The organism is Mycobacterium leprae TN (assembly GCF_000195855.1).
Lineage (GTDB): Bacteria > Actinomycetota > Actinomycetes > Mycobacteriales > Mycobacteriaceae > Mycobacterium > Mycobacterium leprae.
On sequence record NC_002677.1, the window covers coordinates 2,706,821 to 2,729,133 of the forward strand.

Below are 22,313 nucleotides of genomic sequence, written 5' to 3' on the forward strand. Positions count from 1 at the left end.
CTACTGTTTAGCGGACGAACTGCAAAGCGACATCACGGCCGGCGTTCTTCAGCATCGCGATAACGACCTGCAGGTCGTCACGCCTTTTGCTGGTGAGGCGAATCGTAGCCCTGCATCTGGATTTTAACGGCCTTGGACCTCTCGTCGCGGATGAGCTTTAGTGATTTTCTTGGCGTTCCTATTGTCGATACCTTGCTTGAGGGTACCGGTAATTTTGTACATCTTGCCGGAGATCCGTGGCTCGTTGGCGTCGAAAGCTTTAAACATTGAAATGTCGCGGCAGATCAGTTTTACGTTGACAACGTTCACGGCAGCCTTGACCCGCTCCTCGATGGACAACGTCAGCCCGACGGCCTCGTCGGCCTTCCACCTGCTCCCGGTGTCTGTGACGCGAAAATCAAAGTGTGTCGTTAGTTCCTTGGCGGCTTGGTTGAGCACATTGTCGACCTCCTGCCGGCCGACCTTGCTGACGATGGCGAACGATGGGTCCACCATTCGGTCCGTCCCTTCTGCGGGTGACAACTGTTTGTGTTCTGTCTGCCCACTCGTTGTACCCTACTAGGCGGCAGGTTGCCCGAGCGGCCAATGGGAGCGGACTGTAAATCCGTCGCGAAAGCTACACAGGTTCGAATCCTGTACCTGCCACCAAAAGTCAGCGACCGTTTTGGTTTCTGGTTACGCGTTTGAATATGCCTGAGTTGGTCAGGGTGTCATAATGTGAGCGAAAATAGCTGCACATGAGCACACCCAGGATGACAGAATTATATCTGTCAACGGGAAAAGTCACAATCCTCCATTAAGCATAGAGAACGCTGATGTCATCAACTAGCGCTTCCACGGCCACAGGACGATCAACATAAACGAAGCCAAAGCCATTTTACCCCCTGTAGTTCTGTCGGAAGTTGTACAGTGTGAACGAGCCGCACCACGCCATCCTCACCGATCTGCTCAACACCTTTCGGTTTTCCGAAGTGCTCCAGCACATTGACGAGTATCAGCTGCGGCAGTCGATCGCCGGCCAGAAGGTCACTCCACTGGCCCGCGAATTGTATCGGAAAATTGATTGTTATAGTGAAGAAGACCTCGTGGAGATCGCAGCCAAATCTCTGCGCGCCACTATCGCGTTGCACTCAGCCGTTGGTCAGCCACAAACATCCTCAGGGATTATCGATATCACCATTCCTCGAGGATTGTGGACACCGCAGATAAAGATCCCTATCCGATGATATCACTTCGACCCCGAAAACTTCGACATAGGATGCGAAACACCCGATACCGGAGAACCCGGACCATCAGCATCATATAATGCTGAACGAAGTCTCATTCACGCATTTCGGCTGAACCACCGCGAGGGTGGCTACACCAACATGGCGAACCAAGTATTGAAAGCCTGGCTGCGTCGCAACAGCCAACCTTGCACCCTGCTGCGCATGGCAAAAGTGTTCCTGCGCGCGCTGCGCGCAACGCTGGCCATCTTGCGATGAGCGCGCGCAGTCGCGTGAAACGTGCTATATCTAACTTAGCGTACTTGGACCTTCGACGCCAAGTGCGCGAAAAAGACGGTTCACCGCAGAATTGCTTTAGCTCCACGCGTTCGAAGGATTCCCCGCCTGACCTGTGCAGCCAGCCCGGTACGTAACCACTTCGGTACTTAAAGGCGGTGTGCTGTTGGCCGCCTCCGGTAATTGCCACCCAACCCGGGACATCGATCTGTCCGGTATCGACGTCAACAACGACGCCGCCACAGTTCTTAACCTGGTTCGCCCCGTCTTCACAAGTCGTCTTCCTGATGATGACGTCCTGATATACCAAGCTGATTCGGCTACTGCCGAGGTGACCAGCAAAGAGGATAACTACTCCGGTGTGCAAGTTACCGCCACCACAACACTGGCCAGTGCACGCCTGACCTTTCATGTTGATGTCAGCGTTGGGTACCCCATCTACCCCCCGGTGCCCACCATTCGCAAACCAAGTTGAAGCGATCACAGGAGGCCGAAGCGCTTGCAGCTAGGCAGGTGGAGAAGGCTAGGATCGCCGAGGAAGTGTGGGCTGTCCATTCGGCGGCCAAGTTGTGATCCAGGCCAAGCGATATAAGCACCCTATCGGCGTATACGCAGTATGCGACCTCTTCGTTACCTTGCAAACAAAGGAGCAGAGAAAGGAATTCGGGTAACAACTAAGCGGCTACGGGAAGGCCTCATTCGAATTCGCGCAGAACAAGCCAATCGAACTCATCGACGGAGGCAACCTGCTCTAAATCTGTTTAAAGAATATGCTGGTGTTTAGGCCAAGATCGAAGTGCCTGATGACTGGCGCGATCCTATCCCGGACGCCGAAGATAACTGATGATCCGGATAACGCAGCCCCGTCGTGGAGTGGTGCTCCGCCGCGAAAAGAGATCAGCCCGTCGATCAGCTTCCGCAGCACTGAAGCTGACCGTTCCGAGGGAATCCTTACTCGCTATTGCCTAGCTGGGCGGTCTGGCTGGCTGCGTGCACCGCGATCACCGTCTCGTATGTGCGCAGGATCGGCTCGATACCGCCGCGACCTAATATCACACCGTTACAATGACGTGGTCGATCATGGTAGCCGCGATGAACCTATCGAAGGCGTGCCAATCGCTGGGCCGGGCGAGCAGCCCGCGCGCACTAAATCCAAGCGTGGTGAACCGTACGGTGCTGGCAGCTACCACGCCCACGCCGAATAGCTAGCAGTCACCACTACTGGTTGGCCAGCGTGCCGAGCAGCACCACGGTGTCTAGGGTAAACGTGGGGGTTGAGCCAGGTGAAGGCTAAAAGGTCAACACCACGCTGGCCAATCATGCCGGCGCGGAGTCAATGGGCTTCAGGACGCTGGGACGGCACACACTCCGGGCGGCTAGCAGGCCATAACAGATTAGAAACGCCGTGCCGCCTAACTTCGTCATTGCGACGACGTCGAGGTTGGCTGGTGACCAGCCGCTCCGAATCTGGACACGCCAGTTGCGATCAGTACGAGATCGGAAATCGCGCATACCGCCAGCACAGCCAATACATGCTGCCGTCGGGTATCTTGTGCGTAGCACGAAGGCGTTCTGAGCGCCACTCGCCACAATCAGTGCCATTCCAATCATAACGCCGAGCAGGAAAGGGGAAGTGACCGCATCGACGCTAAGGCTACCAGCGATTTCAGTCGAGCTAAAAATAGTTTTAGCTATCAGTAGAATGTCTAATTGTTACACAGCTGTTGGATGACAACCAGCTGGCCGCCTTAATGCCCGTGATCGAACTGGGCAGTTTTGATGCGGAGGCCGAAGGTTACAAATTACCCGGTCGACGGTCAGCCAGCGCGTTAAGCTGCTTGAGCAGCGGATAGGGAGGGCGCTGGTGGTCAAGAAAAGCCTTGTGTGGCAACGACGGCCAGCATACCGCTGCTGCGACTTACAGCACATACCACGATTTGCTTGAGTTCTTAGGCTATCAGCCGGCTGCGGGACGACGTGACGTGCACTCGCGCCGCGCTGGCTGCGAACACTGCCTTGTTGGCGGGCCTGGTTGCTCCAGGTCTTAAGCCGGCTGGACGAGGTCCTGTTCGAATCCGCATTGAGGACCAGGACTATTCCGGCACAGTTGTTGCGTGAGGAGGACGTGGTGAGTACGATAGACCACAGAACGCGCACCGATGTCAGATCGTCGAGTGCGGCCCTCGGGAGTTATGCGCCGGTCGCCAGTGCGTCCTACATCAAACGCTAGCAACCTAATGACTTAACCAAACAGGGCGGACATCGGTGGCGCCATTATTGTCCTGGAACTGCAATGATTTCCTGCAGGACAGACTGGTGCACAAGGCTTTTCGCCGAGTAAGCAGCAGCCTGATAAATTTTGCTTAGACCACAGAAGGACCGCCCACGGCGGCGCGAGCAGAACTTGACTGGAGCATGTTTCCCGACAAATTTGCGGCACCTACACTGCTTGCCGGATCGCTCGCCCAGATCAGTGGCCTCCCATTTGAGCGTACCGCTGTTCTGGCAGCGCTGGAAGCCAGTATAAACTAACCATAACGATATAAACTAACCATAACGACCACTACCAAGACCAGGTGTCCCTGGCCCGTCGCTTCGCCACCGACTTACGCCGTCGATCAAAATAAGGATTATATAGAATGGCTTCTGTACGGAAAGTACATGCCGAATGAGTTAAACGAGGATAACGGATCATGGATACCACACCCGCTCAACGTAATCCACAATGCCCAGCGAAAAATACTGGATATCCTGGGCATTGCCGACAAAACCTCTGTTTCGGTTACAGGCAGCAATAACTAGATACCATACTCGGGGCAACGCAAAGTCGTCGCGCACGCTGCCGATGAACAAATAGGCCAACAGCCTGAAGCTCATTGTGCATAGTGTCGCGTTGCGGAACCATAGCCCGAGTCTAGTTCGGGTGGCGAAGAACGAGATAAATCTCATCGCTGCCTGCTTGCTTGACTTCGATAAAAGAGACGTAGGCATGTGAAAGTATGGCGGCAGTGGCCACCAACGTACCAGTTAGCCGGCCAGAACATACGATTGGGTCATCGTCCTCAAGGCCAGGCAGCCAAATGCAAGCCGCTGCATCGCCGATCGGTAGTACCCGGTGGCGCTACCAACCACCAATGTGGATCTGGCTGACCACGTCGAAGTACAGCTCGCCGATATCATCAAGCACTGCGCGGATATACCGGAATTCCCAGCAGATGTCACCAAAATGGTTGCACAACTGTTCTTTTAGTGCCAAGCTACCGCTGTCGTACTCGGCACGTAAGTTGAACAGGAACATTGTGTGGTCATAACGCAGCGAGAATCGCCTCACTGTTTGGTGGGTGTGTTGTTAAGTGACGTACATCAATGCATCACACAGCTGGTAACCATCGACCACGCAGGCCGCGACCTTGCAACCAAGGTAATGCTTCAAGGTCTTTTCGTATCCGAAGCTGAGATATCGCACATTCGAGTGCTGGCCATCGACGCCCATAATCAGGTCGAATCACGTAGCTTACCCTTATCGAAAGTCAGGACGACATCATAAGCCTGTTCGTCAAGGGTGGTAATGCTATGTCGCCTAAGACTGTTTTGACTTGGTATTTGATGATAGCGTAGATCGCGGCGGCCAGGTCGCTGCGAAGCAAGCTGATAAAGTTGTCGACGGTCATGCTGCGAAAGACATTAACGCTCAGTTACGTCTTTATCTCACCGCCCTGGCGTACGGAGCGCAAGCCTTAAGCCTGGTAGCCGACGTTGTGGATCGGGTCATCGATGTCCATGCGTTTAGCTACTTGGTAGCCGACTCCACAAAAGTGGATACATAGCCTCCAGTGCGGAATTTCGGTGCCTGCTCAATCACCGTCGGGGTGCGGCCGGTGCGAGGAAACCCGTGGGCGAACGCAGCGTCTGCCACACCGGCACCGCTTATAGTGATCCTCAATACTGCGATTCTGCCCGCCGACGCGGTTCAAACATGCTCTGTTCGTCGTACCGACGGCCCACTCCGATAGATCATTTATCCTCATGTCGCGGCCGAGGTCGGCGGCCAAGGTATCGACAACACTATTGACCTTGTGCGCGAGCGCTCTATCGTTTCTGCTTTCCCGAGTATTAGGTATTGCCCATACATCGGGCATCGGGCTGTAAATTGCCGTCATAAATATAGAAAGCACAAAACAGGCATACGAAGATCGCGGCTGGCGAAACCGTAGTGTTGCCAGAGAACAGCGTGGTCACCAGCACGCCGACGGTGTTAACGAGCAACTGCTGCCAGCCCCTGGTGAGGGTTTCACCCCAGGAGTTGGTGACGGCTAAGATCACAAAAGCTGCGACCATCAGCCCAGTACCAGCGAGCTGGCGACACCAACTCGCCGGTGACGATGGCTAAGGGCGCGGCGACGACAACTGAATGGCCTGCTGGGTCGTCGGCAACAAACCGCTGCGGTGTTGCTCGGTGACGCTGTCGGATGCAGCTGGCGAGGCATTTGCTGCGCTCTCCGAGGCACCGGTGGTGGACGCCCTAATAGCGACCACCGCTGCGGTAAGTATCACTGACTTCACCTACCGAAGCGGTTACCTAATTCGTTGTTGCGCCCGGCTTCACCGCGCTTACGCTCATAACTACTGGGCGCACCCAAACAGCAAGCATGTAACGCACACGATAAGGCGACCGTTTGTAACTTCCACAGTATTGGGCTCTGCTGCGCTAAAGGTTTAATAGTACAGAGGAGCCATGGAAGCTTGGTGAGCCCTAGGTTTATCCAGAGAAGGTGTCGATCTTCCGATCCGGCACCCTAGTACGGTTCTCGGCATCCAGGTGCAGTCATAGCCCCAATAATGGCAAAAGCTTTGTGGACTTACGTAATCCCGAAAACGGGATGGTCGCAACGGCCTTTAGTTAGGGCTGCAGCCGGAAACGTTGCAAATAGCCGAGGCCATCCCGTTAGCACAGAAATGCACGCGCGGCGCGCGAATTCCGTGTTAGCTAAGGGTGTACAGATGATTCAGAATATCATCCACTTTAACATTTCAACAACAAATATCCAGCGTCTTTTAACGCACATCGGCTACCGATAACGGCGGCTATCGACTAGGCAACGACTCGGCAATCGACAAAGCCTCCTGCGCACCGGCGTGCAATGCCCTGCAGCACAACACCAGCCAGGCAGCAACACCTTTCGGTGTCCCACCGGCGAATCCACATGCCGCGTCCCGATAAACTGCGGCTCGACGCATCCAACTTACCTCGGGCACGCCTAGCCCGTGCGGATCCAGCCCGGTAGCGATAGTCACCAACCGCGACACAGCCCGAGCCACCACACCATCGGCACTGCCAAACGGCTGCAGCGTCAGCAGCTCTCCGTGTACGACTGCAGCGACCACCGGTGCCGCCGCAAAAGTGCGACCACTGACCACATCCACGAGCAACCCGAGCCGCAGACCCACCTCAGCATCCATTCGTGGGCGGCCCAGCCACTCGTCACCAACTTGATCAGCGGCCGCTAGCACATGTAGGCGGGCCAGTGCCTGTAGTGGCGCCCGCTGCCATACCCCGACCAACGGGCCCGCACCGCCTTCCAGCGCCTGGGCCACTCGCAACGCACCGCCGAACACCGGATCACTAACCCCACCGGCCTGCGGGGAGGCCCCCGGCAGGTGGTCTAGTCGCACCGGGCCACCGTCAAGCACTGATGAAGCCCGCGCCGCCCGCAGCGCCGCTTCAGCCGCAGTCACCGGCCAGCCTCGCAGGTTTGCCCGGTGTCGGTGAGCCCGACCCAGCGCGTCGCGAGCTCGGTCACTAGCCGTGGCGACGCCGGGAAGCTCCATCAGTGGAGCTAGCAGATCAGCTGTCACAGCTTGTCAAGTTATCGCCCTATCTCCTTGTAGGTATTAGCGTACCGGAGAATGGCCTCCAAAAACTGACGAATTTACTTGTCAACAGGCTGAATGAACACACCGTCGGTGAGGACCCGCTCTATCACCCGGCCGGCGGGCATCACCAGAACATCGTCGGCAATCTACCGTACCACCGCAAAATCATAGCTGATAAACAGGTACGTAAATGCTAATTGAGTCTACATATCGACTAACAGATCGAATATCTTCTCCTGAACCAACGCATCTAGTCGATACCGCTTCATCGCTACCAACACTTCGGGCCGCAGCGCCGACGACCGAGCGATCGCAACCCGTTGCCGCTGAACATCAGAAAGTTGCACAAAGCAGCCGGCCCAACACCGACGACAGCGGCGCCAACTGTCCGACCAGCTCGCACACCGCTCGTTCACGTTGCTTGCGGTCATCGCGACCCGGTGTATCCGCAAAAATTGCCCGATAACACGAAACACCGAATACATGGTACTCAAACTGTTGCAAGGATTCTGGAACAGAGATTGCACTTGCCGGCGAAACACTAACGCCTCGTCCCAGTTGAGTGGGCCGACGACCTTGGCACCCTGTTACACTACTGTGCCCGAAGTAGTTTGCAGCAAACCCAGCATCGCTCTCGCCGCCGTCGACTTCCCCTAGCAGGCCTCTCCAACGATTGCTACAGTTCTAGCCCGTCGTAGCAGAAATGACACCGCGTCGACGGCACAAAACGCCACCCGGCACCACGGTGCACCACGAGACTTCCGGAAGATCTTGGCCAGGACAGAGGAGACGAAACAACACCGCGCACAGCGGCTTTTGTGAACTCCTGCGATTGGAGATGTGCATAACCTCTGTTACGCGCCGCCAGCGATGGAGCCGCGGCGATTATCTACGAGTGTAGTCGTGTTGTGGATTTTTCAGGATTGATTGCACTGCAACTGATTCCACTACTACCCCACGACGGACGACTACCTCTGATTCAATTCTTTTGGAGATCACGCCAGATCCTGAGTGATCGAAAGCAACGCGATACCACGTTCGTCGATGAGCCGCCGCAAATGATCAAGCATCTGCCGTTGCACGGTGCAAGTCCAACACGGAAGTCGGTTCTTCGACGATAATTAATCGCGGCCAATAGGCCAACCCGATGGCAATCAACGCACACTGACCCATGCCGCCCAAAAGCTTATGCAGGTACCGGCCCGGCTAGCTTTGCCGGGTCTTGCATGCCAATCTTCTTCGAGCAATTCCAACGCCTTTCTTCATACACTACGGCTTTCAGTATTGGGCCGCAACGCTTCTGATATTTGACAACCGACCTTCCATACTGGGTTGAGGTTGGTCATCGGGTCCTGCAGTACGTATACGATGCAACGACAGCGGATCGACCGGAGTATTCAGCGATCAGCAGCAGTGATGTCGGTACCATCGAAATCGATACTTACCAGGGTAATTCGTCGAACGTGCGGCAGAAAGCCAAGAATCGTAGCGGGAGCGGCGGCTTTTCCCGATCCCGATTCGCCGACGACCTCCAAAATCTGACCGAACAGCACCCTCAGATTCATTCCGTGAACCGACGGAGCGTTCGTGCCGAACCCGACTTCCAGACCCTTTAGAGTAGAGTAGCGGCGATGCTTAGTCACCGGCGCAGTGGCTCATGTTCGCCACGCTCATGATACCGGTACCAAAGGGTCACCCATCATCGTTAAAAACGAGCACCGTAACTGCCAGTGCGCCGGCGGGCTAAATCTAGATGATCTAATGTGGGTGGGTACGACCACAACGGGTCTGGTCGACGGTGATATGGCCGCACCAAGACACCACCGATATCGGCCAGACCCACCCCGAGGTAGGACAGCGGTGGCCGCGGTAAATATACCGAAGGTTATAGTGTACACCTGCAATTACCGGACCTAAAACAAACGTTGGCCGGGACACCCCGCAGCAGGATTCGACATCGACTTATCCCCAATGCTTGAGCTGCAAGAACACAGTCCACTAGCCCGCATTTCGAATACCACGCCACGGGCGATCCTGGCTACTTGAGGCAAGCCGAGTAGCGCCAAGATGGCAATCACTGTCCATATCGTGCGGTGATGGATAACCTGGATCAGTACAGTAGCAACCAGCAACAACAGCGATCCGCAGAATACGTCGGTTATATGCGAGATCACTATATCGACCCAGCCTCCGTAGCACCCAGCCAACGTATCCGGCACCCTACCAACGAAGAAGACGGCCAAAGTAGCCCCCAACCAAACGGTGACCTATGCTCGCGCACCGTAAATGATGTGCACGTAGATGTCGTGGCCTTGCAAATCGGCACCGAACCAGTGCACTGTCGACGAATCCAGTAGACCCGGGGTAGAGTCGACATACATAGGTTGGATCGTCCCTGGTGAACAACGCCAAAAAAGCCGCGACCGTCCCAATGAACAGAATCAACATGCCGGCTATTACGAACACCAAACGGCAGCGAAGTGCACGCCAAAAGCCACGCCGGTGCGGGATCTGCTCAGCCATAACAGATCCACGGACCGTATATAACAGGTCCATTATCAAATTTGGTGACCAGATAGATCAGCAAGAGCTACAGTCACTTCGAGACCACCGTGCACTCCTATTGCCGGGTGACGTCCTCATACAGGACGCCATCGACACATGGATATTGAAGATGCCTTCGGCCACCATGGCTCCACCCATCAGAGCCCCCAGATCAACATCGAGGATGGTCACTACCCGGGATAAGCGAATTGCGCACAATGCACACCATCACCACCCCGCGCCAGAACAGCCTTTTCGCGGTGGCAGTGCGAACATAGTATAGGCGTACGCATTGGCAACCACCGCCGAGCCGGTCAACCGTACCACGTGGGCGGATAGCATCGAAATTAATACGCTCCTGGGGAGCAGCAGAAGTGCTACCATCGCCCGTTCGCCGACGGTGATCGGCGCGATTAACAGCCGGATCTCGAATACGAATTGCGCCAGAGAACCCAGCACGAAAATGGGGATCGCGATGATGATAATCAGTCCGGTGAGCAGGACCGAGAATCGAAAATTCCATACGAGCGCATGCCGGCGATCACGCCGAATCCAATAACTCAGCGCGGACTCTACCGTCAGCACAATCAGCGCCAGCCTAAAGGTCACCGGAAATGCATGTGCCAGAACAGCACTGACCGAGAGCCCGAAATAGTAACGACCCGAGTCGCCATGAAGGATGCCTCCTAAATAACGCAGGTACTGCAGCAGGAAGGGATCATCGAGGTGGTAACGGGTCCGCAGCTGCACAAGTAAGTGCAGGTAAGCGGCCAGAGCGACCACCGGATCACCAAGCAGCATGAAGACCATGCCATAGATCGCCCTGGGGCGTCAAAAGGAACTAGCATACCAGGGCCGACGCGCGATATACCAGCCCATCTCAAGCCTGGACGAGGTTCTCATAGTCGGGCAAACCGTTCACGGTGAAGGGCACGTTGCTTACCGCAGATGACCACCTGACTACGCTGTTGTAGTCCCAAAGCGGCACAAAGGAGCGTGTCGCGCAACAGGATTTGATGTGCAGCTTGGTCAGCGCATAAGATTTCTGCATGCTGGGGGCAGCTTCGGCCGGCTCAAGCGCGTCGTCCAAGTCGCCGACGTCGTTAGATCCCGCTCCGGCGGCAGATAGTGAGGCAACGGACTCTATCATCGACCAATAGTCACTTTGCCACGCAGCTCGGAAAGCTGTTGTGATGGTTCTACTGATGATCGGAGTGCGGCATTCGGCGAAGGTGGGCCGGCGGCGTTATAGGAAATCAGACCAGCGAAGAGCCGGATCTATGATCCGGGATCAGTGTGTTCGAGGATTCCCCGCCATTGACGATCACCACAACGGTGCTAAGCAACCCACCTCCACAGCCGACCAACCAGCAGTCCGGCCGGCAAGCCAGGCTCGCACAGCCAACGCAGCCCCCGAATCCGACGCAACATGACAGCGACCCTAGGACTTGCGGCGACGCTCAGCTGCCATGCCGCGCCGCGACCAACTCAAATAACACAACGCCGCCGCCAGACACCGCCTTTCATGAATCCGCGGTCAGCGGGTACACTTACAGCCAGCAGGTCCCGATGGTGACCGGCACCGCAAACACCCGGACGGCGTCGTAAGGGTTGACACACAGCTCAGTGTAGGCAAGGCACGGGTTGCCTCTGCCGTAGATGGCCAAGCCCTCGACGAGAACTTACATTTGCTGGGATAACGATAGAATGACGGTGGGCAAGACATCCCCACTACAGTGACCGGCAAGCCACTCAATGTAGCCGCATAGCGCTGGTTCAGCATAACACTCTGCGACCCACCAGCTCCCACCTTGACCATGGGAGAAGCCGTTGAACTGGTATTCACCCGTGCCGCCGGCGCCTCGTTGCTGGCAAGTGTGGCCAATACGGGTAAAGCCCGCACGGCGGCGGCGTAACTCGTTGTGGCCACGTCAAAGCTAGCAACCACTCGACGCCACCACCACGGGGCGCCTCACATAAGCTCCGGCCATAGCGGTGATTATCCACTATGCGGTCTTTAGGCTCACCGGAATCGATCATGTCATTTAGCCGCGCACTTGAGAACCAGTGACCGAAACCGCCGGCCCGTCGTCGTATCCGTCGTAAACGCCATTCTCTGAGCAAGCCAACTCCGAACTCTACCGCGAAACCGAAGAAGACCGACTAGCTTTTGACCTTTTGACGCAAGCAGCTAATCAGCTATTGTGGTCAACGCCATTCGCCGAGGTGCTGAACTGGTCGGGGAGCCATTCGCCAGGTGGTTTTGTAGGCGACACGATCAACGTCACCTACAACTGCCTGAACCGTCATGTCGCGGAGGTCCACAAGAATCGTGGCCACTATCTCGCTGGGAGGACAAGCCCGGTGATAGTCGCTGGCTGAGCTAGTTCGGTATCTAAAGACCCAGGTGTGCAAAGCGGCCAACGCGCTGAACGGCATCAGTCTGGTTGCCATCTAACTGCTGTGCCTGTATCGCGATTTTGGTGTGGGCACTATACACAGCGTGGTGTTCTGCGGCTTTGCCACACACGCGCTACGAGCCCGGATCACCGATGCTGACACGAAACTGCTGATCATCAGCGACGGGCAGTTCCGGCGCAACAAACCAGTGTCGCTCAAGAACACCGCCGACAAAGCCTTGACGCCGGGCACAGACGGCGCAACCAGCACCGTCGAGCATATTCTGGTGGTGCAGCGCACCGGAATTGATCTGTCCTAGAACAACAAAAGCTACCCGTGGTGACACGACGTTGTCGACTCCAGAAGTATCAAGCATACTCCGGAGCCGTTCAACACCAAGTAGCCATTATTTCTGCACTACACCTCGGGTGCCCACTGGAAAAAACCAAGGGTATCGTGCACACCAGTGGTGACTATCTCACTCAGTGTAGCTACACGATTCACAACATTTTCGCTTTCCAGCCGGACCGTGACGTTTTCTGGTGTATCGTCGACCCCTGCTTGGGTCACCGGGCACAACCTACCGGTTCTACGGTCCACTATCGCACGACGTAATCGAGGTGCTCTATGAGAGCACACCCAATACCCCAGACCGGCACCGGAATTTTCAGATCATCGAAAAGTAAAGTTTTCAGATCTATTACACTGCTACTATCCTGCGGCTACTGGGTAGGTTGGCGAACCGATCGATCCCGAGGCCTGGCGCTGGTACCGCGAATGTCATAGGCGCCGACAAGCTCCCGATAATGGACACCTGGTGGAAGACTGAGACCGGTTCCGCGATGATCTCGCCGGTGCCGGAAGTTGCTGCAGCCAATCCAGGTTCGACGATGACGCCATTGCCAAGTATCTCGGACAAGATCGTCGACGACCACGGCAATGCACTACAGCCAGACATTTACAATATATAATGCCAAGAAAGCCACCAGTTACCTGGACTTGGATCAGCAGCCGCCCTCGACGCTGCGTAGCATCGAGGGTGACCCGGAGCGGCACCAGAACACCTAACTGGTCCAAGTTCGGCTAGCAAAGCTTCTATTTCGCCGGGGACAGTACCCGCTTCGATCCCACTGGTCACGCCATTTTGCGCGTTCGTCATGCTACTGGCCAATTACGAGGCCCGCGACGGGACCGCCCACGAGCTGCACGGCCGAGATGGCCTAGGAAATCTCACCCATCACCCGGCTGAAATGAGGGGCCACATCGTGCCGGAACTGCCCAAAGACACGCAGCGGCAAATCGCAAATCATGCGCCGCTCGCTACGCGACGCCGCCCAGAACCAGCTAGCTGGGCGACAGGCAACGTTGCTAGATTCCCAGCTATGCTCGACACGATCCACGCTAGTTAGCCGCGATCAGACCGGCTGAGGCACAAATCCTGCGCCGGGCCGGTTATTTTTGTTGACGTCGGCCAGAATCGCGTTCATCGACATTACCACCGCCGGCGTGTGCAGCGGGATGAATTTGGTGATGCAGACCGGCAGGTTGTCAGTGAACGCCCCGTGAATCATACCGACTAGCAGATTGTTGACGGTCACCGGCGCTCCGGAGTCTCCTGGTCGTCCGCACACCTGCATAACAAGGGTGCCAGACGTCTCGCCCATCCCCCAAGCAACGCCACACGAGTTGCCAGTGGTGCGCCCCTGCTTACAGGCGATCTGGCCGAAGGCCGGATCCTGACCGATGCCAGAAATTACAAAGCCGTTATAGGCGGCCACCGGCATCACCTTAGCCGGATCAAACTTAATCACAGCATAGTCGAGGTTGTCATTACCCGCAATCATGGTTCCCATCGGGCCTCTGTTCTCCGCACCCTCGGCGGCAACCTGTGCGCCCGGACCGCCACAATGCGCCGAGGTGAAACCTATGAGCTCGGCAGCGCTGTCGGTGCCGATCGTGGTCAGGGTGCACATCGTGTCACCGTTAATGACAATACCCGCACCGCCACCCATCGGAAGCCTACCGTCAGCAAACACGGTCTTGGCGGGCATGCTCACCACGGCCAAGAGCACGGCAACCAGAGCCACCAGAATGCACCAGTGCCCCCTTCGCAAAACCAAACTCCCCTCTAACCTCTAACCTGGTCGGAGCGCAGGGGCGCCAGTGTAAACGATCACCGTGCAGTACCGGTTCCGTACAAATTGTGATGGACGTCAATTAGTCGACCCCAAATTCTGCTGTCGGTTCAATTGGCTTCGTCTGAATACAGAACCGCATGGCAACATAAACCGCGACGACGGCGAATTCTCGAAAGGACCGGGCTATGAGCAAAGGCGATCGCAAGAACGGTGTGCCCAGCACCCTGACCACGATTCCGTTGGTCGACCCGCACGCCGAACCCACTGAGCCATCGATAGGTGATCTGATCAAAGATGCGACAACTCAAGTATCCACGCTGGTGCGCGCCGAGGTTGAGTTGGCCCGCGCCGAGATCATTCGTGACGTCAAGAAGGGTCTGACAGGCAGCGTTTTCTTCATCGCCGCACTGGTGGTGTTGTTCTACTCGACATTCTTTTTCTTCTTGTTCCTCGCCGAGCTGCTTGACACCTGGCTATGGCGCTGGGTGGCCTTACTGATCGTTTTCGCGATTATGGTCATGGTCACGGCTGCGCTAGCACTATTGGGCTACGTGAAGATCCGCCGGATCCGGGGACCGCACCAAACCATCGAGTCGGTCAAGGAGACACGCACCGCCCTCACCCCCGGCCACGATAAGGCGCAAGCCAGGCCGCGCAAACTCACCGGATCCGGCACTAACCCGGAAAACAATCCCGACCGCAGGACCCCCGCCGATCCCTCGGGTTGGTAGATGGCAATGTCGAACCCGTCGGTGACCCGTATCGCCGGGCCATGGCACCATCTGGACGTGCACGCCAACGGCATCCGATTCCACGTCGTCGAGGCGGTGCCCACCCAGCCAGCCGGCCAGGACTGCGCCCCTTCGGCTACGGCACGACCACTGGTAATGCTGCTGCATGGTTTCGGTTCTTTCTGGTGGTCCTGGCGTCATCAGCTACGCGGCCTGACCGAAGCGCGACTGGTCGCGGTGGACCTGCGTGGCTACGGTGGCAGCGACAAACCGCCCCGCGGCTATGACGGCTGGACACTTGCCGGCGACACAGCCGGGCTCATCCGAGCACTGGGGCACTCATCGGCGACACTGGTTGGCCACGCCGAAGGCGGGCTTGCGTGCTGGGCCACCGCGCTGCTGCACCCACGGCTGGTGCGCGCCATTGCCCTGATCAACTCACCGCACCCAGCAGCGTTACGACGATCAATGCTGACGCACCGTAATCAAGGTTACGCACTGCTGCCGACGTTGCTACGCTACCAGTTACCAATTTGGCCGGAACGTTTGCTGACCCGCAATAACGCAGCGGAGATCGAACGCCTAGTCCGCAGTCGCAGCAGTGCCAAATGGCAAGCTTGCGAGGATTTCGCGGTCACGATCGACCATTTGCGTATAGCGATCCAGATTCCGGCTGCCGCGCACTGTGCACTCGAGTATCAGCGTTGGGCAGTGCGTAGCCAGCTACGTAACGAAGGCCGTAAATTCATGAAATCGATGTCTCGACCATTCAGCGTACCGCTGCTGCACGTACGCGGCGACGCGGATCCCTACCTGCTAGCCGACTCGGTGGACCGAACACGGCGCTATGCACCGCACGGACGCTACGTATCCGTTTCCGACGCAGGACATTTCAGTCACGAAGAAGCACCAGAGGAAATTAACAGATACCTGACGCGGTTTCTCAAGCAGGTTCACGGGCCCCGGCTCAGCTGACGCAGGCCCCAGTGGCCACCGCCTCCTGGGTCTCACCGATTTCGGTAAGCCGGTGGGACACTTCCTCAGCCGTCAACACGAAACCAGTTTCGGAATCATCGACAGCCGCACCGAACACCACACCAAGCACCCGACCATTAAGGTCGATCAGTGGTCCACCTGAATTGCCTTGTTCCACAGTAGCTCTGATAGTGTACACGTCGCGGGTGACCGGCGCCAGACCTCGGTAGATGTCGGGTCCGGTGAGTTTGATGGCCTGGCGAATCCTGGCCGAGGTTGCGGTGAAGTTACCGCCGCCGGGATACCCCAGCATCACCACGTTGGTGCCCGGCTTGGCCTTAGTGTCGTCGAAGCGCAGCGGCGCAGGCGGCAAATGCGGGACAGCTAGGATAGCGATATCGACCGACGGGTCGTAGGACACCACGGTGGCGTCAAACGGATTGCCGCTGGCGTACACCTGCACACCGTCGGACCCGGCCACCACGTGTGCGTTGGTCATCACCCGATCGAGCGATACCACGAATCCAGTTCCCTCCAACACTTTCTGACAGCTGGGCGCCACACTGCGGATCTTAACCACACTGGGTTGGGTCGCCAGCACCACCGGATTGTCGACCAACGCCGGGTCCGGCGACGCGACTGGAAGGACCGGGGTGCGGCTGAACGGCTCTAGCACTGCAGGCAGACCAGACGTATTCAGCAGCGCCGAGAGCCGCTTAGGCACCGTCTTCAGCCAGGGTGGCGCGACCTCATTGACTGAAGCGAGCGCCCGCGAACCCCGGACCGCGGAGGCCAGCTCTGGCTGCTCTTTCGACTGGGTCAGCGGTGTCGCCAACAGCCAAGCCGCGGTCAGCACTACAATGAGCTGAACCCCAACCCCAATGACCGAGTCAACCAATCGCACTGTCCGGCTGCGGTTCGCGCTGCGCACCGCACGTCCCAGCACCACACCGACGACTTCACCAATCACAACCAATGCGAGGATCAGAAAAAGGGCGGCGAATAATTTGGCGCGCGGAGCACTGATGTGGCTAACGACGTGCGGCACCAGCAGCACGCCCGCCATTGCGCCGAACAGTACGCCGATTAACGACAGCAGAGACCCCAACGCGCCCGAACGCCAGCCCGAAATGGCAGCGATGAACGCGACCGCTAGAACAGCGATATCCAGCCACTCCGACAGAGTCATCGAACTCATCGCGGATCTCCCTGACTATCGACCAGCGCCATCGCCTCGCCCACCTCGCGAACGTCGGTGACGTCCCAGGATTGAGCCCAGCCGGCGACGTCGAGCATCGCAGCGATCACCTGGCCAGTGAATCCCCACACCAGCATATCGTTCAATAGGAACGCCGGCCCGTACCAGCGGTGGCCATGGGCACGACGGTACACCATCAGCCGGTTGGCCGGATTAATGAAGGCACACAACGGAACCCGCGCCACGATCGCCGTTTCGGCCTCGTTCACGACAGCCACAGGCCCGGGATCAGCCGAGTAGGCCAACACCGGCACCACATGGAACCGTGAAGGCGCAATAAACATCCGCTCCAATGTGGCCAATGGATGGAGCCTGGCGAGGTCGATCCCGGTTTCTTCGTGTGCTTCGCGAAGAGCGGTCGCGACCGGCCCGTCATCGGTGGGATCGGAGGCACCCCCGGGGAATGCCGCCTGCCCCGCATGGTGACGCAGTGTCGACGCCCGCACAGTCAGCAACAGATCGGCGTCGTCGGGCGCACCACCGTCCGGCGGCCCAGATTCCGGACCCGAGAACAGCACCAGTACAGCAGCCTCACGCCCGTCGCGGCGCAAAGCCACCGATGGTATCGCCCTGGCCGCGGTCACTATTGCCAGCACATCTGCCGGTAGAAGACGCTGATATACACCCGGCATCACAGCGATGTTGTCAACCAGCGGACGCAGCCAGGACGGTCCGACGTCAAACACCAGAGGAACCGTCCCCTGCACGCGGGCAGTACATCCAGCACTCACCGGCACCTCACAGTTGCCCGGCCTCCCACCGCTCCGGATTGCCGACCTCGCTCATCCCGTGTCGTTCCCTACCGCAGCCGCGATTTGGTCGACACTCACTAAAGCCCGAGGCAGCGTCTGCGCAACGCTACCGTCCGGGCGCAAGACCACAGTAGTGGGTATCACATTTGCGACCCCGAACGCCGCCGCAACACGCCGGCGACCGTCCTGCAGGGTCGGCAGCCGCACACCGAGCTGCGCCAACCGCAGTAACGCGGCCATCTCATTCTCGTCTTGATGCACCGTAACCACCATCACGTCAGATCCGACCCGTCGTTGATACTCGACCATCGCAGGCAGTTCGCCCAGGCATGACGCACACCAACTGGCCCACAAGTTCAAGACCACCCGGCGTCCGGCCAGCGCCCGAGCGACATCGACGGCGAAACCGTCCGACGCGCATTCCAACACCACACCGCGCAATACCGCCGGACCTGGACCACTCCCGGCATCAGGACACGGTGGCAGGTTCGCATGCTCCCGTGGCCCCGCCAACGCAGCCGGAGTGTCGGCATCACGATGTTCGCGTTCGATGGTTGCCTGGGTCATCTCGATGGTTCGCGCGTTGTCGCGCAGCTGGCCCACCAAAGCCGCCACCAGCGCGACCACCACTGCAAGTACTACGATGGTCCCACAGGTTTTCGGGGTTAAGGTCTTCATTGCGGTCCCAACGCGGCAGAGTTGGACGGTCCGTTATCTACAACCTGAACTTATAGTCCAGCCAGGGCCAGCAAGTGCCCGGCTTCCGGGCCTTGGACGAGAGGCGCGGCCAGCAGCGGTTCAGTGGGGCCAAGGCCGAAGGAGGGACAGTCCTTGGCAAGTACGCAAACACCGCATGCCGGTTTGCGCGCGTGGCACACCCGACGACCGTGGAAGATCACTCGGTGGCTCAGCAAAGTCCACTGATCGCGTTCGATCAGTTCACCGACAGCATGCTCCACCTTGACTGGATCCTCTTCGGCCGTCCAACGCCATCGCCGCACTAATCGTCCAAAATGCGTGTCGACAGTGATCCCGGGGATACCGAACGCATTTCCCAGAATGACATTAGCGGTCTTGCGTCCTACACCGGGTAACGTAAACAGGTCAACCATGGTCGAGGGCACCTCGCCATCGAACCGCTCGACCAAGGCCTGCCCGAGCCTGATAAGCGAAGCCGCCTTGTTACGGAAGAAACCCGTAGGACGTATGAAGTTTTCTAGTTCAGCGCGATCCGCTTGCATGTAGTCCAGCGCCGACCGGTAACGCGCAAACACAGCTGGTGTCGTCAAGTTCACCCGCTTATCGGTGCTCTGCGCCGAAAGGATGGTGGCCACCGTCAACTCCAGCGGCGACGTGAAATCCAATTCACAGTACACATGCGGAAATGCTTGCGCCAATGCACGATTCATCCTCCGCGCCCGTCGCACCAAACCCAGTCTGGTTTCCCCGGACCAGCGCCGGGCCACGTCGACACCAGGCGTGAGGGGCATTACTTTAGAACGCCCGTATAACTTTGCTGCTGTCACCCACGACAGAGTACCGAATTTCGTAATCCCACTGAGACCTGAGCCAGGTTTACTCTCCTTGTGTCATGGTTGCTGATGACCTGTGTGCCGATGACGCTTATGCTCGCAACGCTTGGATTGGAGCGATTGGAAAAGGAATCTGGCCCATGACACCGTTAGCGTGACCAACGTCGCCGAGTTTCTTGATCCCGCTAAGGCCGGCTTACCCACGCCAGTACACCAGCGTCGGCGGATCAATCCACAGGTTAATGCGACCCAACACGTCAATCGTGTGTAGCGTTGGCAAATTGAATCTGTTAGCCCTAGTCTCTAGGCTCGTCAGCGAAACAGAGGTAAACCGAGGTTAGCCTACCCATATGACATCGCAAGAAAACTAATTAAGGGGCAAAGTGGACGAGATCCTGGCAAGGGCAGGAATCTTCCAAGGGGTGGAACCCAGCGCCGTAGCTGCGCTGACCAAGCAACTCCAACCTGTCGACTTCCCCCGTGGCCATACAGTTTTCACTGAAGGCGAGCCAGGCGATCGGCTATACATCATCGTTTCGGGAAAGGTCAAGATCGGTCGCCGCTCACCAGATGGCCGGGAGAATCTTCTCACGATCATGGGCCCGTCAGACATGTTCGGCGAGTTGTCAATCTTCGACCCAGGACCACGGACGTCCAGCGCGACCACGATCACCGAAGTCCGAGCGGTATCAATGGACCGCGATGCTCTACGAGCATGGATCGCCGATCGTCCCGAAATCGCCGAACAGCTATTGCGGGTGCTAGCCCGGCGGCTGCGGCGGACCAACAACAATCTAGCTGACCTCATCTTCACTGACGTGCCTGGTCGGGTGGCTAAGCAACTGTTGCAGCTCGCCCAGCGTTTCGGCACCCAGGAAGGTGGCGCGATGCGGGTCACCCACGACCTGACGCAAGAGGAGATCGCGCAATTGGTAGGCGCTTCCCGAGAAACGGTGAACAAGGCGCTGGCCGATTTCGCGCACCGCGGCTGGATCCGTTTAGACGGTAAGAGCGTGCTGATCTCGGACTCCGAACGCCTCGCCCGACGAGCGAGGTAAGCGCCGTTAACATCGAAATCGACTTGCCGACAAGCTTTCTCGACATTTTTCCACGACAACATCAATCTCGGCGAGTGTTAGCGGCGCAGATAATCCAATTGCGCTTGAACAGACCATTCGGCCGCATCCCAGAACTTCTCGTCGACGTCGACATAAACATGTTCAACGACCTGCCGTGCAGTCGCGTCGTCACCAAGTTCCCGTAACGCAGCGCGCACCTGCTCCAGCCGCTCTTGCCGATGCACCAGGTACCCTGACGCGACCGATTCCAGGTTAGCCAAGTCCGGCCCGTGTCCAGGCAAGACCGTTCGCCGGCCCAGGCCGCTTAGCCGATGTAGTGATTCCAAGTAGTCCGCCAGGCTGCCGTCGTCGGGATCGATCACGGTGGTACCGTGGCCCAACACACTATCGGCGGTCAGCACGGCGTCAGCGAGGACGAACGACATAGAATCGGCGGTGTGGCCCGGGGTAGCCAACACGGTAATCGTCAACCCACCAGCATCGATCACCTCACGGTCGGTCAATGTCACCCCATCGCCCCGTAAAAACTGCGGGTCTGCGGCGCACACCGGTGCGCCGGTCAGCTCGACCAACTTGTCGATGCCGTCAGTATGGTCGGGGTGCCGGTGGCTAATCAACACCAACGCGATGCGACCCAACGTAGCAACCTGTACAATGTGTTCATCACCTGGCCCGGGATCAACAATGACTAACTCACCGCTGCCCGGGCCACGCAACACCCAAGTGTTGGTGCCCTCCAACGTCAACAAACCAGGGTTATCAGCCAACAGAACCGACGCTGTGTCGGTGACCGCCCGCAGCCGGCCGTATGCGGGATGGGCTAGCCACTTGACCACCTCGGCCACGGAAGCTAGCCTAGTTCCACGATCAACTCAATTTCCACTGGTGCACCCAGCGGTAGCTCTGCCACACCGACTGCCGAACGCGCATGCCTACCTCTATCACCGAATACCTCAGCGAACAAGTCGGATGCTCCATTCACGACGCTCGGCTGGCCATTGAAGCCTGAACTGGAGGCAACGAATCCAACGACCTTGACCACCCCGGTCACCGAGTCGAGACCCACCAAGGAATCCACAGCCGCCAACGCGTTGAGCGCGCAAATCCGCGCCAACGCCTTGCCTTCGCCTAGGCTGACATCGGCACCGACCTTACCGGTCTGGGGCAACCGCCCGTCCTCGATTGGCAGCTGGCCCGAGGTGTATACCAAGTTACCGGTGCGCACCGCCGAAACATAGGAAGCCAACGGCGGCGCCGCTTGCGGAAGCTCGATACCTAGTTGTCCAAGCCGGGCTAAAACGCTCATTTCGGACGCTTCAAGTATGCAACATGCTGCTCGCCCGTGGGGCCGGGCAGCACCGCCACTAACTCCCAACTATCGGCGCCCCATTGATCGAGGATTTGTTTGGTGGCGTGCGTCAGCAGAGGAACCGTGACATACTCCCATGCGGTAGTTTGGCTCATGATGCGAGCTTAACGGTCGGATTTCATACAGCTCTGGTCAGCCTGGTGGCCAGCCACGAGCCCG

At 57.8% G+C, this 22,313-nt stretch carries 20 protein-coding genes, 1 tRNA gene and 7 pseudogenes; 10 read left to right on the forward strand and 18 right to left on the reverse strand.

Annotated elements, in window-relative coordinates; translation table 11 throughout:
* Positions 1-7 precede the first annotated feature (7 nt).
* Positions 8-495: pseudogene (locus ML_RS11665) on the reverse strand (DUF520 family protein).
* A gap of 69 nt (positions 496-564) precedes the next feature.
* Here ML_RS11665 and ML_RS11670 point away from each other — a divergent pair.
* From ML_RS11670 to ML_RS11680, 3 genes are all read left to right on the forward strand, one after another.
* A tRNA-Tyr gene (locus ML_RS11670) sits at positions 565-648 on the forward strand.
* 263 nt (positions 649-911) lie between these two features.
* Positions 912-1,226, forward strand: a complete 315-nt coding sequence (locus ML_RS11675; RefSeq protein WP_010908806.1) for a hypothetical protein — start codon at positions 912-914, stop codon at positions 1,224-1,226.
* Between the two features lie 391 nt (positions 1,227-1,617).
* Positions 1,618-1,977, forward strand: a complete 360-nt coding sequence (locus ML_RS11680) for a nucleotidyl transferase AbiEii/AbiGii toxin family protein (protein WP_010908807.1) — start codon at positions 1,618-1,620, stop codon at positions 1,975-1,977.
* 577 nt (positions 1,978-2,554) lie between these two features.
* Here the strand turns inward: ML_RS11680 and ML_RS19565 are convergent.
* Positions 2,555-3,113, reverse strand: a pseudogene (locus ML_RS19565) (LysE/ArgO family amino acid transporter).
* A gap of 190 nt (positions 3,114-3,303) precedes the next feature.
* Here ML_RS19565 and ML_RS19570 point away from each other — a divergent pair.
* On the forward strand, positions 3,304-3,447 hold the full coding sequence (locus tag ML_RS19570; RefSeq protein WP_368730472.1) for a hypothetical protein: 144 nt from the start codon (positions 3,304-3,306) through the stop codon (positions 3,445-3,447).
* 746 nt (positions 3,448-4,193) lie between these two features.
* On the opposite strand, the gene ML_RS19575 is transcribed toward ML_RS19570, so the two are convergent.
* Both ML_RS19575 and ML_RS19580 read right to left on the reverse strand, forming a co-directional pair.
* Complete coding sequence (locus ML_RS19575) at positions 4,194-4,379, reverse strand: hypothetical protein (protein ID WP_041323304.1); 186 nt, start codon at positions 4,377-4,379, stop codon at positions 4,194-4,196.
* A 244-nt stretch (positions 4,380-4,623) separates the two neighbouring features.
* Positions 4,624-4,800, reverse strand: coding sequence for a hypothetical protein (locus ML_RS19580; protein ID WP_414085498.1), 177 nt, complete (start codon positions 4,798-4,800; stop codon positions 4,624-4,626).
* A gap of 298 nt (positions 4,801-5,098) precedes the next feature.
* Here ML_RS19580 and ML_RS19585 point away from each other — a divergent pair, with 298 nt between their 5' ends.
* Entirely contained in the window at positions 5,099-5,329 is a 231-nt protein-coding gene (locus tag ML_RS19585; RefSeq protein ID WP_414085499.1) for a hypothetical protein, read from the forward strand.
* Positions 5,330-5,615: 286 nt separating this feature from the next.
* On the opposite strand, the gene ML_RS11695 is transcribed toward ML_RS19585, so the two are convergent.
* The 6 genes and pseudogenes from ML_RS11695 to ML_RS11715 all read right to left on the reverse strand — a co-directional run bounded on the left by ML_RS11695 (position 5,616) and on the right by ML_RS11715 (position 11,070).
* On the reverse strand, positions 5,616-5,840 hold the full coding sequence (locus ML_RS11695; protein WP_010908808.1) for a hypothetical protein: 225 nt from the start codon (positions 5,838-5,840) through the stop codon (positions 5,616-5,618).
* Between the two features lie 747 nt (positions 5,841-6,587).
* Positions 6,588-7,358, reverse strand: coding sequence for a hypothetical protein (locus ML_RS11700; protein WP_010908809.1), 771 nt, complete (start codon positions 7,356-7,358; stop codon positions 6,588-6,590).
* Positions 7,359-7,444: 86 nt separating this feature from the next.
* A pseudogene (locus tag ML_RS11705) lies at positions 7,445-9,019 on the reverse strand (ATP-binding cassette domain-containing protein); the annotation flags it as partial.
* Between the two features lie 27 nt (positions 9,020-9,046).
* Positions 9,047-9,899: pseudogene (locus ML_RS19590) on the reverse strand (ABC transporter permease).
* Between the two features lie 12 nt (positions 9,900-9,911).
* A pseudogene (locus ML_RS11710) lies at positions 9,912-10,799 on the reverse strand (ABC transporter permease); the annotation flags it as partial.
* A 1-nt stretch (position 10,800) separates the two neighbouring features.
* The gene (locus tag ML_RS11715; RefSeq protein WP_041323307.1) at positions 10,801-11,070 is read right to left on the reverse strand and encodes a hypothetical protein; all 270 of its coding nucleotides are present in this window, start codon (positions 11,068-11,070) and stop codon (positions 10,801-10,803) included.
* A gap of 917 nt (positions 11,071-11,987) precedes the next feature.
* Here ML_RS11715 and ML_RS19595 point away from each other — a divergent pair.
* A pseudogene (locus ML_RS19595) lies at positions 11,988-13,748 on the forward strand (AMP-binding protein).
* Here the strand turns inward: ML_RS19595 and ML_RS11725 are convergent.
* Positions 13,736-14,434, reverse strand: a complete 699-nt coding sequence (locus ML_RS11725; protein ID WP_197492480.1) for a chymotrypsin family serine protease — start codon at positions 14,432-14,434, stop codon at positions 13,736-13,738. The pseudogene ML_RS19595 and the gene ML_RS11725 overlap by 13 nt on opposite strands.
* 209 nt (positions 14,435-14,643) lie before the next feature.
* On the opposite strand from ML_RS11725, the gene ML_RS11730 reads away from it, so the two are divergent.
* Together ML_RS11730 and ML_RS11735 are read left to right on the forward strand one after the other, a co-directional pair.
* The gene (locus ML_RS11730) at positions 14,644-15,189 is read left to right on the forward strand and encodes a phage holin family protein (RefSeq protein WP_010908811.1); all 546 of its coding nucleotides are present in this window, start codon (positions 14,644-14,646) and stop codon (positions 15,187-15,189) included.
* The gene (locus ML_RS11735; RefSeq protein WP_010908812.1) at positions 15,190-16,164 is read left to right on the forward strand and encodes an alpha/beta fold hydrolase; all 975 of its coding nucleotides are present in this window, start codon (positions 15,190-15,192) and stop codon (positions 16,162-16,164) included.
* Here the strand turns inward: ML_RS11735 and marP are convergent.
* The 4 genes from marP to nth are packed head-to-tail and all read right to left on the reverse strand — an operon-like array spanning position 16,157 to position 19,640.
* Entirely contained in the window at positions 16,157-17,353 is a 1,197-nt protein-coding gene (gene marP, locus ML_RS11740) for an acid resistance serine protease MarP (protein ID WP_162618287.1), read from the reverse strand. The two genes, ML_RS11735 and marP, sit on opposite strands and share 8 nt — an antisense overlap.
* Positions 17,354-17,358: 5 nt before the next feature.
* Positions 17,359-18,159, reverse strand: coding sequence for an NUDIX hydrolase (locus ML_RS11745; RefSeq protein ID WP_010908814.1), 801 nt, complete (start codon positions 18,157-18,159; stop codon positions 17,359-17,361).
* Between the two features lie 45 nt (positions 18,160-18,204).
* Positions 18,205-18,852 carry a TlpA family protein disulfide reductase gene (locus ML_RS11750; protein WP_010908815.1) on the reverse strand — a complete coding sequence of 216 codons (648 nt, stop codon included), beginning with the start codon at positions 18,850-18,852 and terminating at the stop codon, positions 18,205-18,207.
* A gap of 50 nt (positions 18,853-18,902) precedes the next feature.
* A complete protein-coding gene (gene nth, locus ML_RS11755) occupies positions 18,903-19,640 on the reverse strand; it encodes an endonuclease III (RefSeq protein WP_162618339.1) in 738 nt (245 codons plus the stop codon).
* 135 nt (positions 19,641-19,775) lie between these two features.
* Between nth and ML_RS18200 the strand changes: the two are divergent.
* A pseudogene (locus ML_RS18200) lies at positions 19,776-19,899 on the forward strand (hypothetical protein); the annotation flags it as partial.
* Between the two features lie 190 nt (positions 19,900-20,089).
* Entirely contained in the window at positions 20,090-20,764 is a 675-nt protein-coding gene (gene crp, locus ML_RS11760; protein WP_010908817.1) for a cAMP-activated global transcriptional regulator CRP, read from the forward strand.
* A gap of 77 nt (positions 20,765-20,841) precedes the next feature.
* On the opposite strand, the gene ML_RS11765 is transcribed toward crp, so the two are convergent.
* The 3 genes from ML_RS11765 to ML_RS11775 are packed head-to-tail and all read right to left on the reverse strand — an operon-like array spanning position 20,842 to position 22,249.
* Positions 20,842-21,630, reverse strand: coding sequence for an MBL fold metallo-hydrolase (locus tag ML_RS11765; RefSeq protein WP_010908818.1), 789 nt, complete (start codon positions 21,628-21,630; stop codon positions 20,842-20,844).
* A 5-nt stretch (positions 21,631-21,635) separates the two neighbouring features.
* Positions 21,636-22,091: a RidA family protein gene (locus tag ML_RS11770; RefSeq protein WP_041323316.1), complete on the reverse strand. Its 456-nt coding sequence runs from the start codon at positions 22,089-22,091 to the stop codon at positions 21,636-21,638.
* Positions 22,088-22,249 carry a DUF4177 domain-containing protein gene (locus ML_RS11775; RefSeq protein ID WP_111481084.1) on the reverse strand — a complete coding sequence of 54 codons (162 nt, stop codon included), beginning with the start codon at positions 22,247-22,249 and terminating at the stop codon, positions 22,088-22,090. Before ML_RS11775 ends, ML_RS11770 begins: the two co-directional genes overlap by 4 nt.
* Positions 22,250-22,313: the final 64 nt, after the last annotated feature.

What these genes read in the sequence shown, in the direction of transcription:
- ML_RS19575 (WP_041323304.1), bottom strand. Translation starts at nt 4,379, where the DNA reads ATGAGCTTCAGGCTGTTGGCCTATTTGTTCATCGGCAGCGTGCGCGAC.
- ML_RS19580 (WP_414085498.1), bottom strand. Translation starts at nt 4,800, where the DNA reads ATGTTCCTGTTCAACTTACGTGCCGAGTACGACAGCGGTAGCTTGGCA.
- ML_RS11695 (WP_010908808.1), bottom strand. Translation starts at nt 5,840, where the DNA reads ATGGTCGCAGCTTTTGTGATCTTAGCCGTCACCAACTCCTGGGGTGAA.
- ML_RS11715 (WP_041323307.1), bottom strand. Translation starts at nt 11,070, where the DNA reads ATGATAGAGTCCGTTGCCTCACTATCTGCCGCCGGAGCGGGATCTAAC.
- ML_RS11730 (WP_010908811.1), top strand. Translation starts at nt 14,644, where the DNA reads ATGAGCAAAGGCGATCGCAAGAACGGTGTGCCCAGCACCCTGACCACG.
- ML_RS11735 (WP_010908812.1), top strand. Translation starts at nt 15,190, where the DNA reads ATGGCAATGTCGAACCCGTCGGTGACCCGTATCGCCGGGCCATGGCAC.
- marP (WP_162618287.1), bottom strand. Translation starts at nt 17,353, where the DNA reads ATGACTCTGTCGGAGTGGCTGGATATCGCTGTTCTAGCGGTCGCGTTC.
- ML_RS11750 (WP_010908815.1), bottom strand. Translation starts at nt 18,852, where the DNA reads ATGAAGACCTTAACCCCGAAAACCTGTGGGACCATCGTAGTACTTGCA.
- ML_RS11770 (WP_041323316.1), bottom strand. Translation starts at nt 22,091, where the DNA reads ATGAGCGTTTTAGCCCGGCTTGGACAACTAGGTATCGAGCTTCCGCAA.
- ML_RS11775 (WP_111481084.1), bottom strand. Translation starts at nt 22,249, where the DNA reads ATGAGCCAAACTACCGCATGGGAGTATGTCACGGTTCCTCTGCTGACG.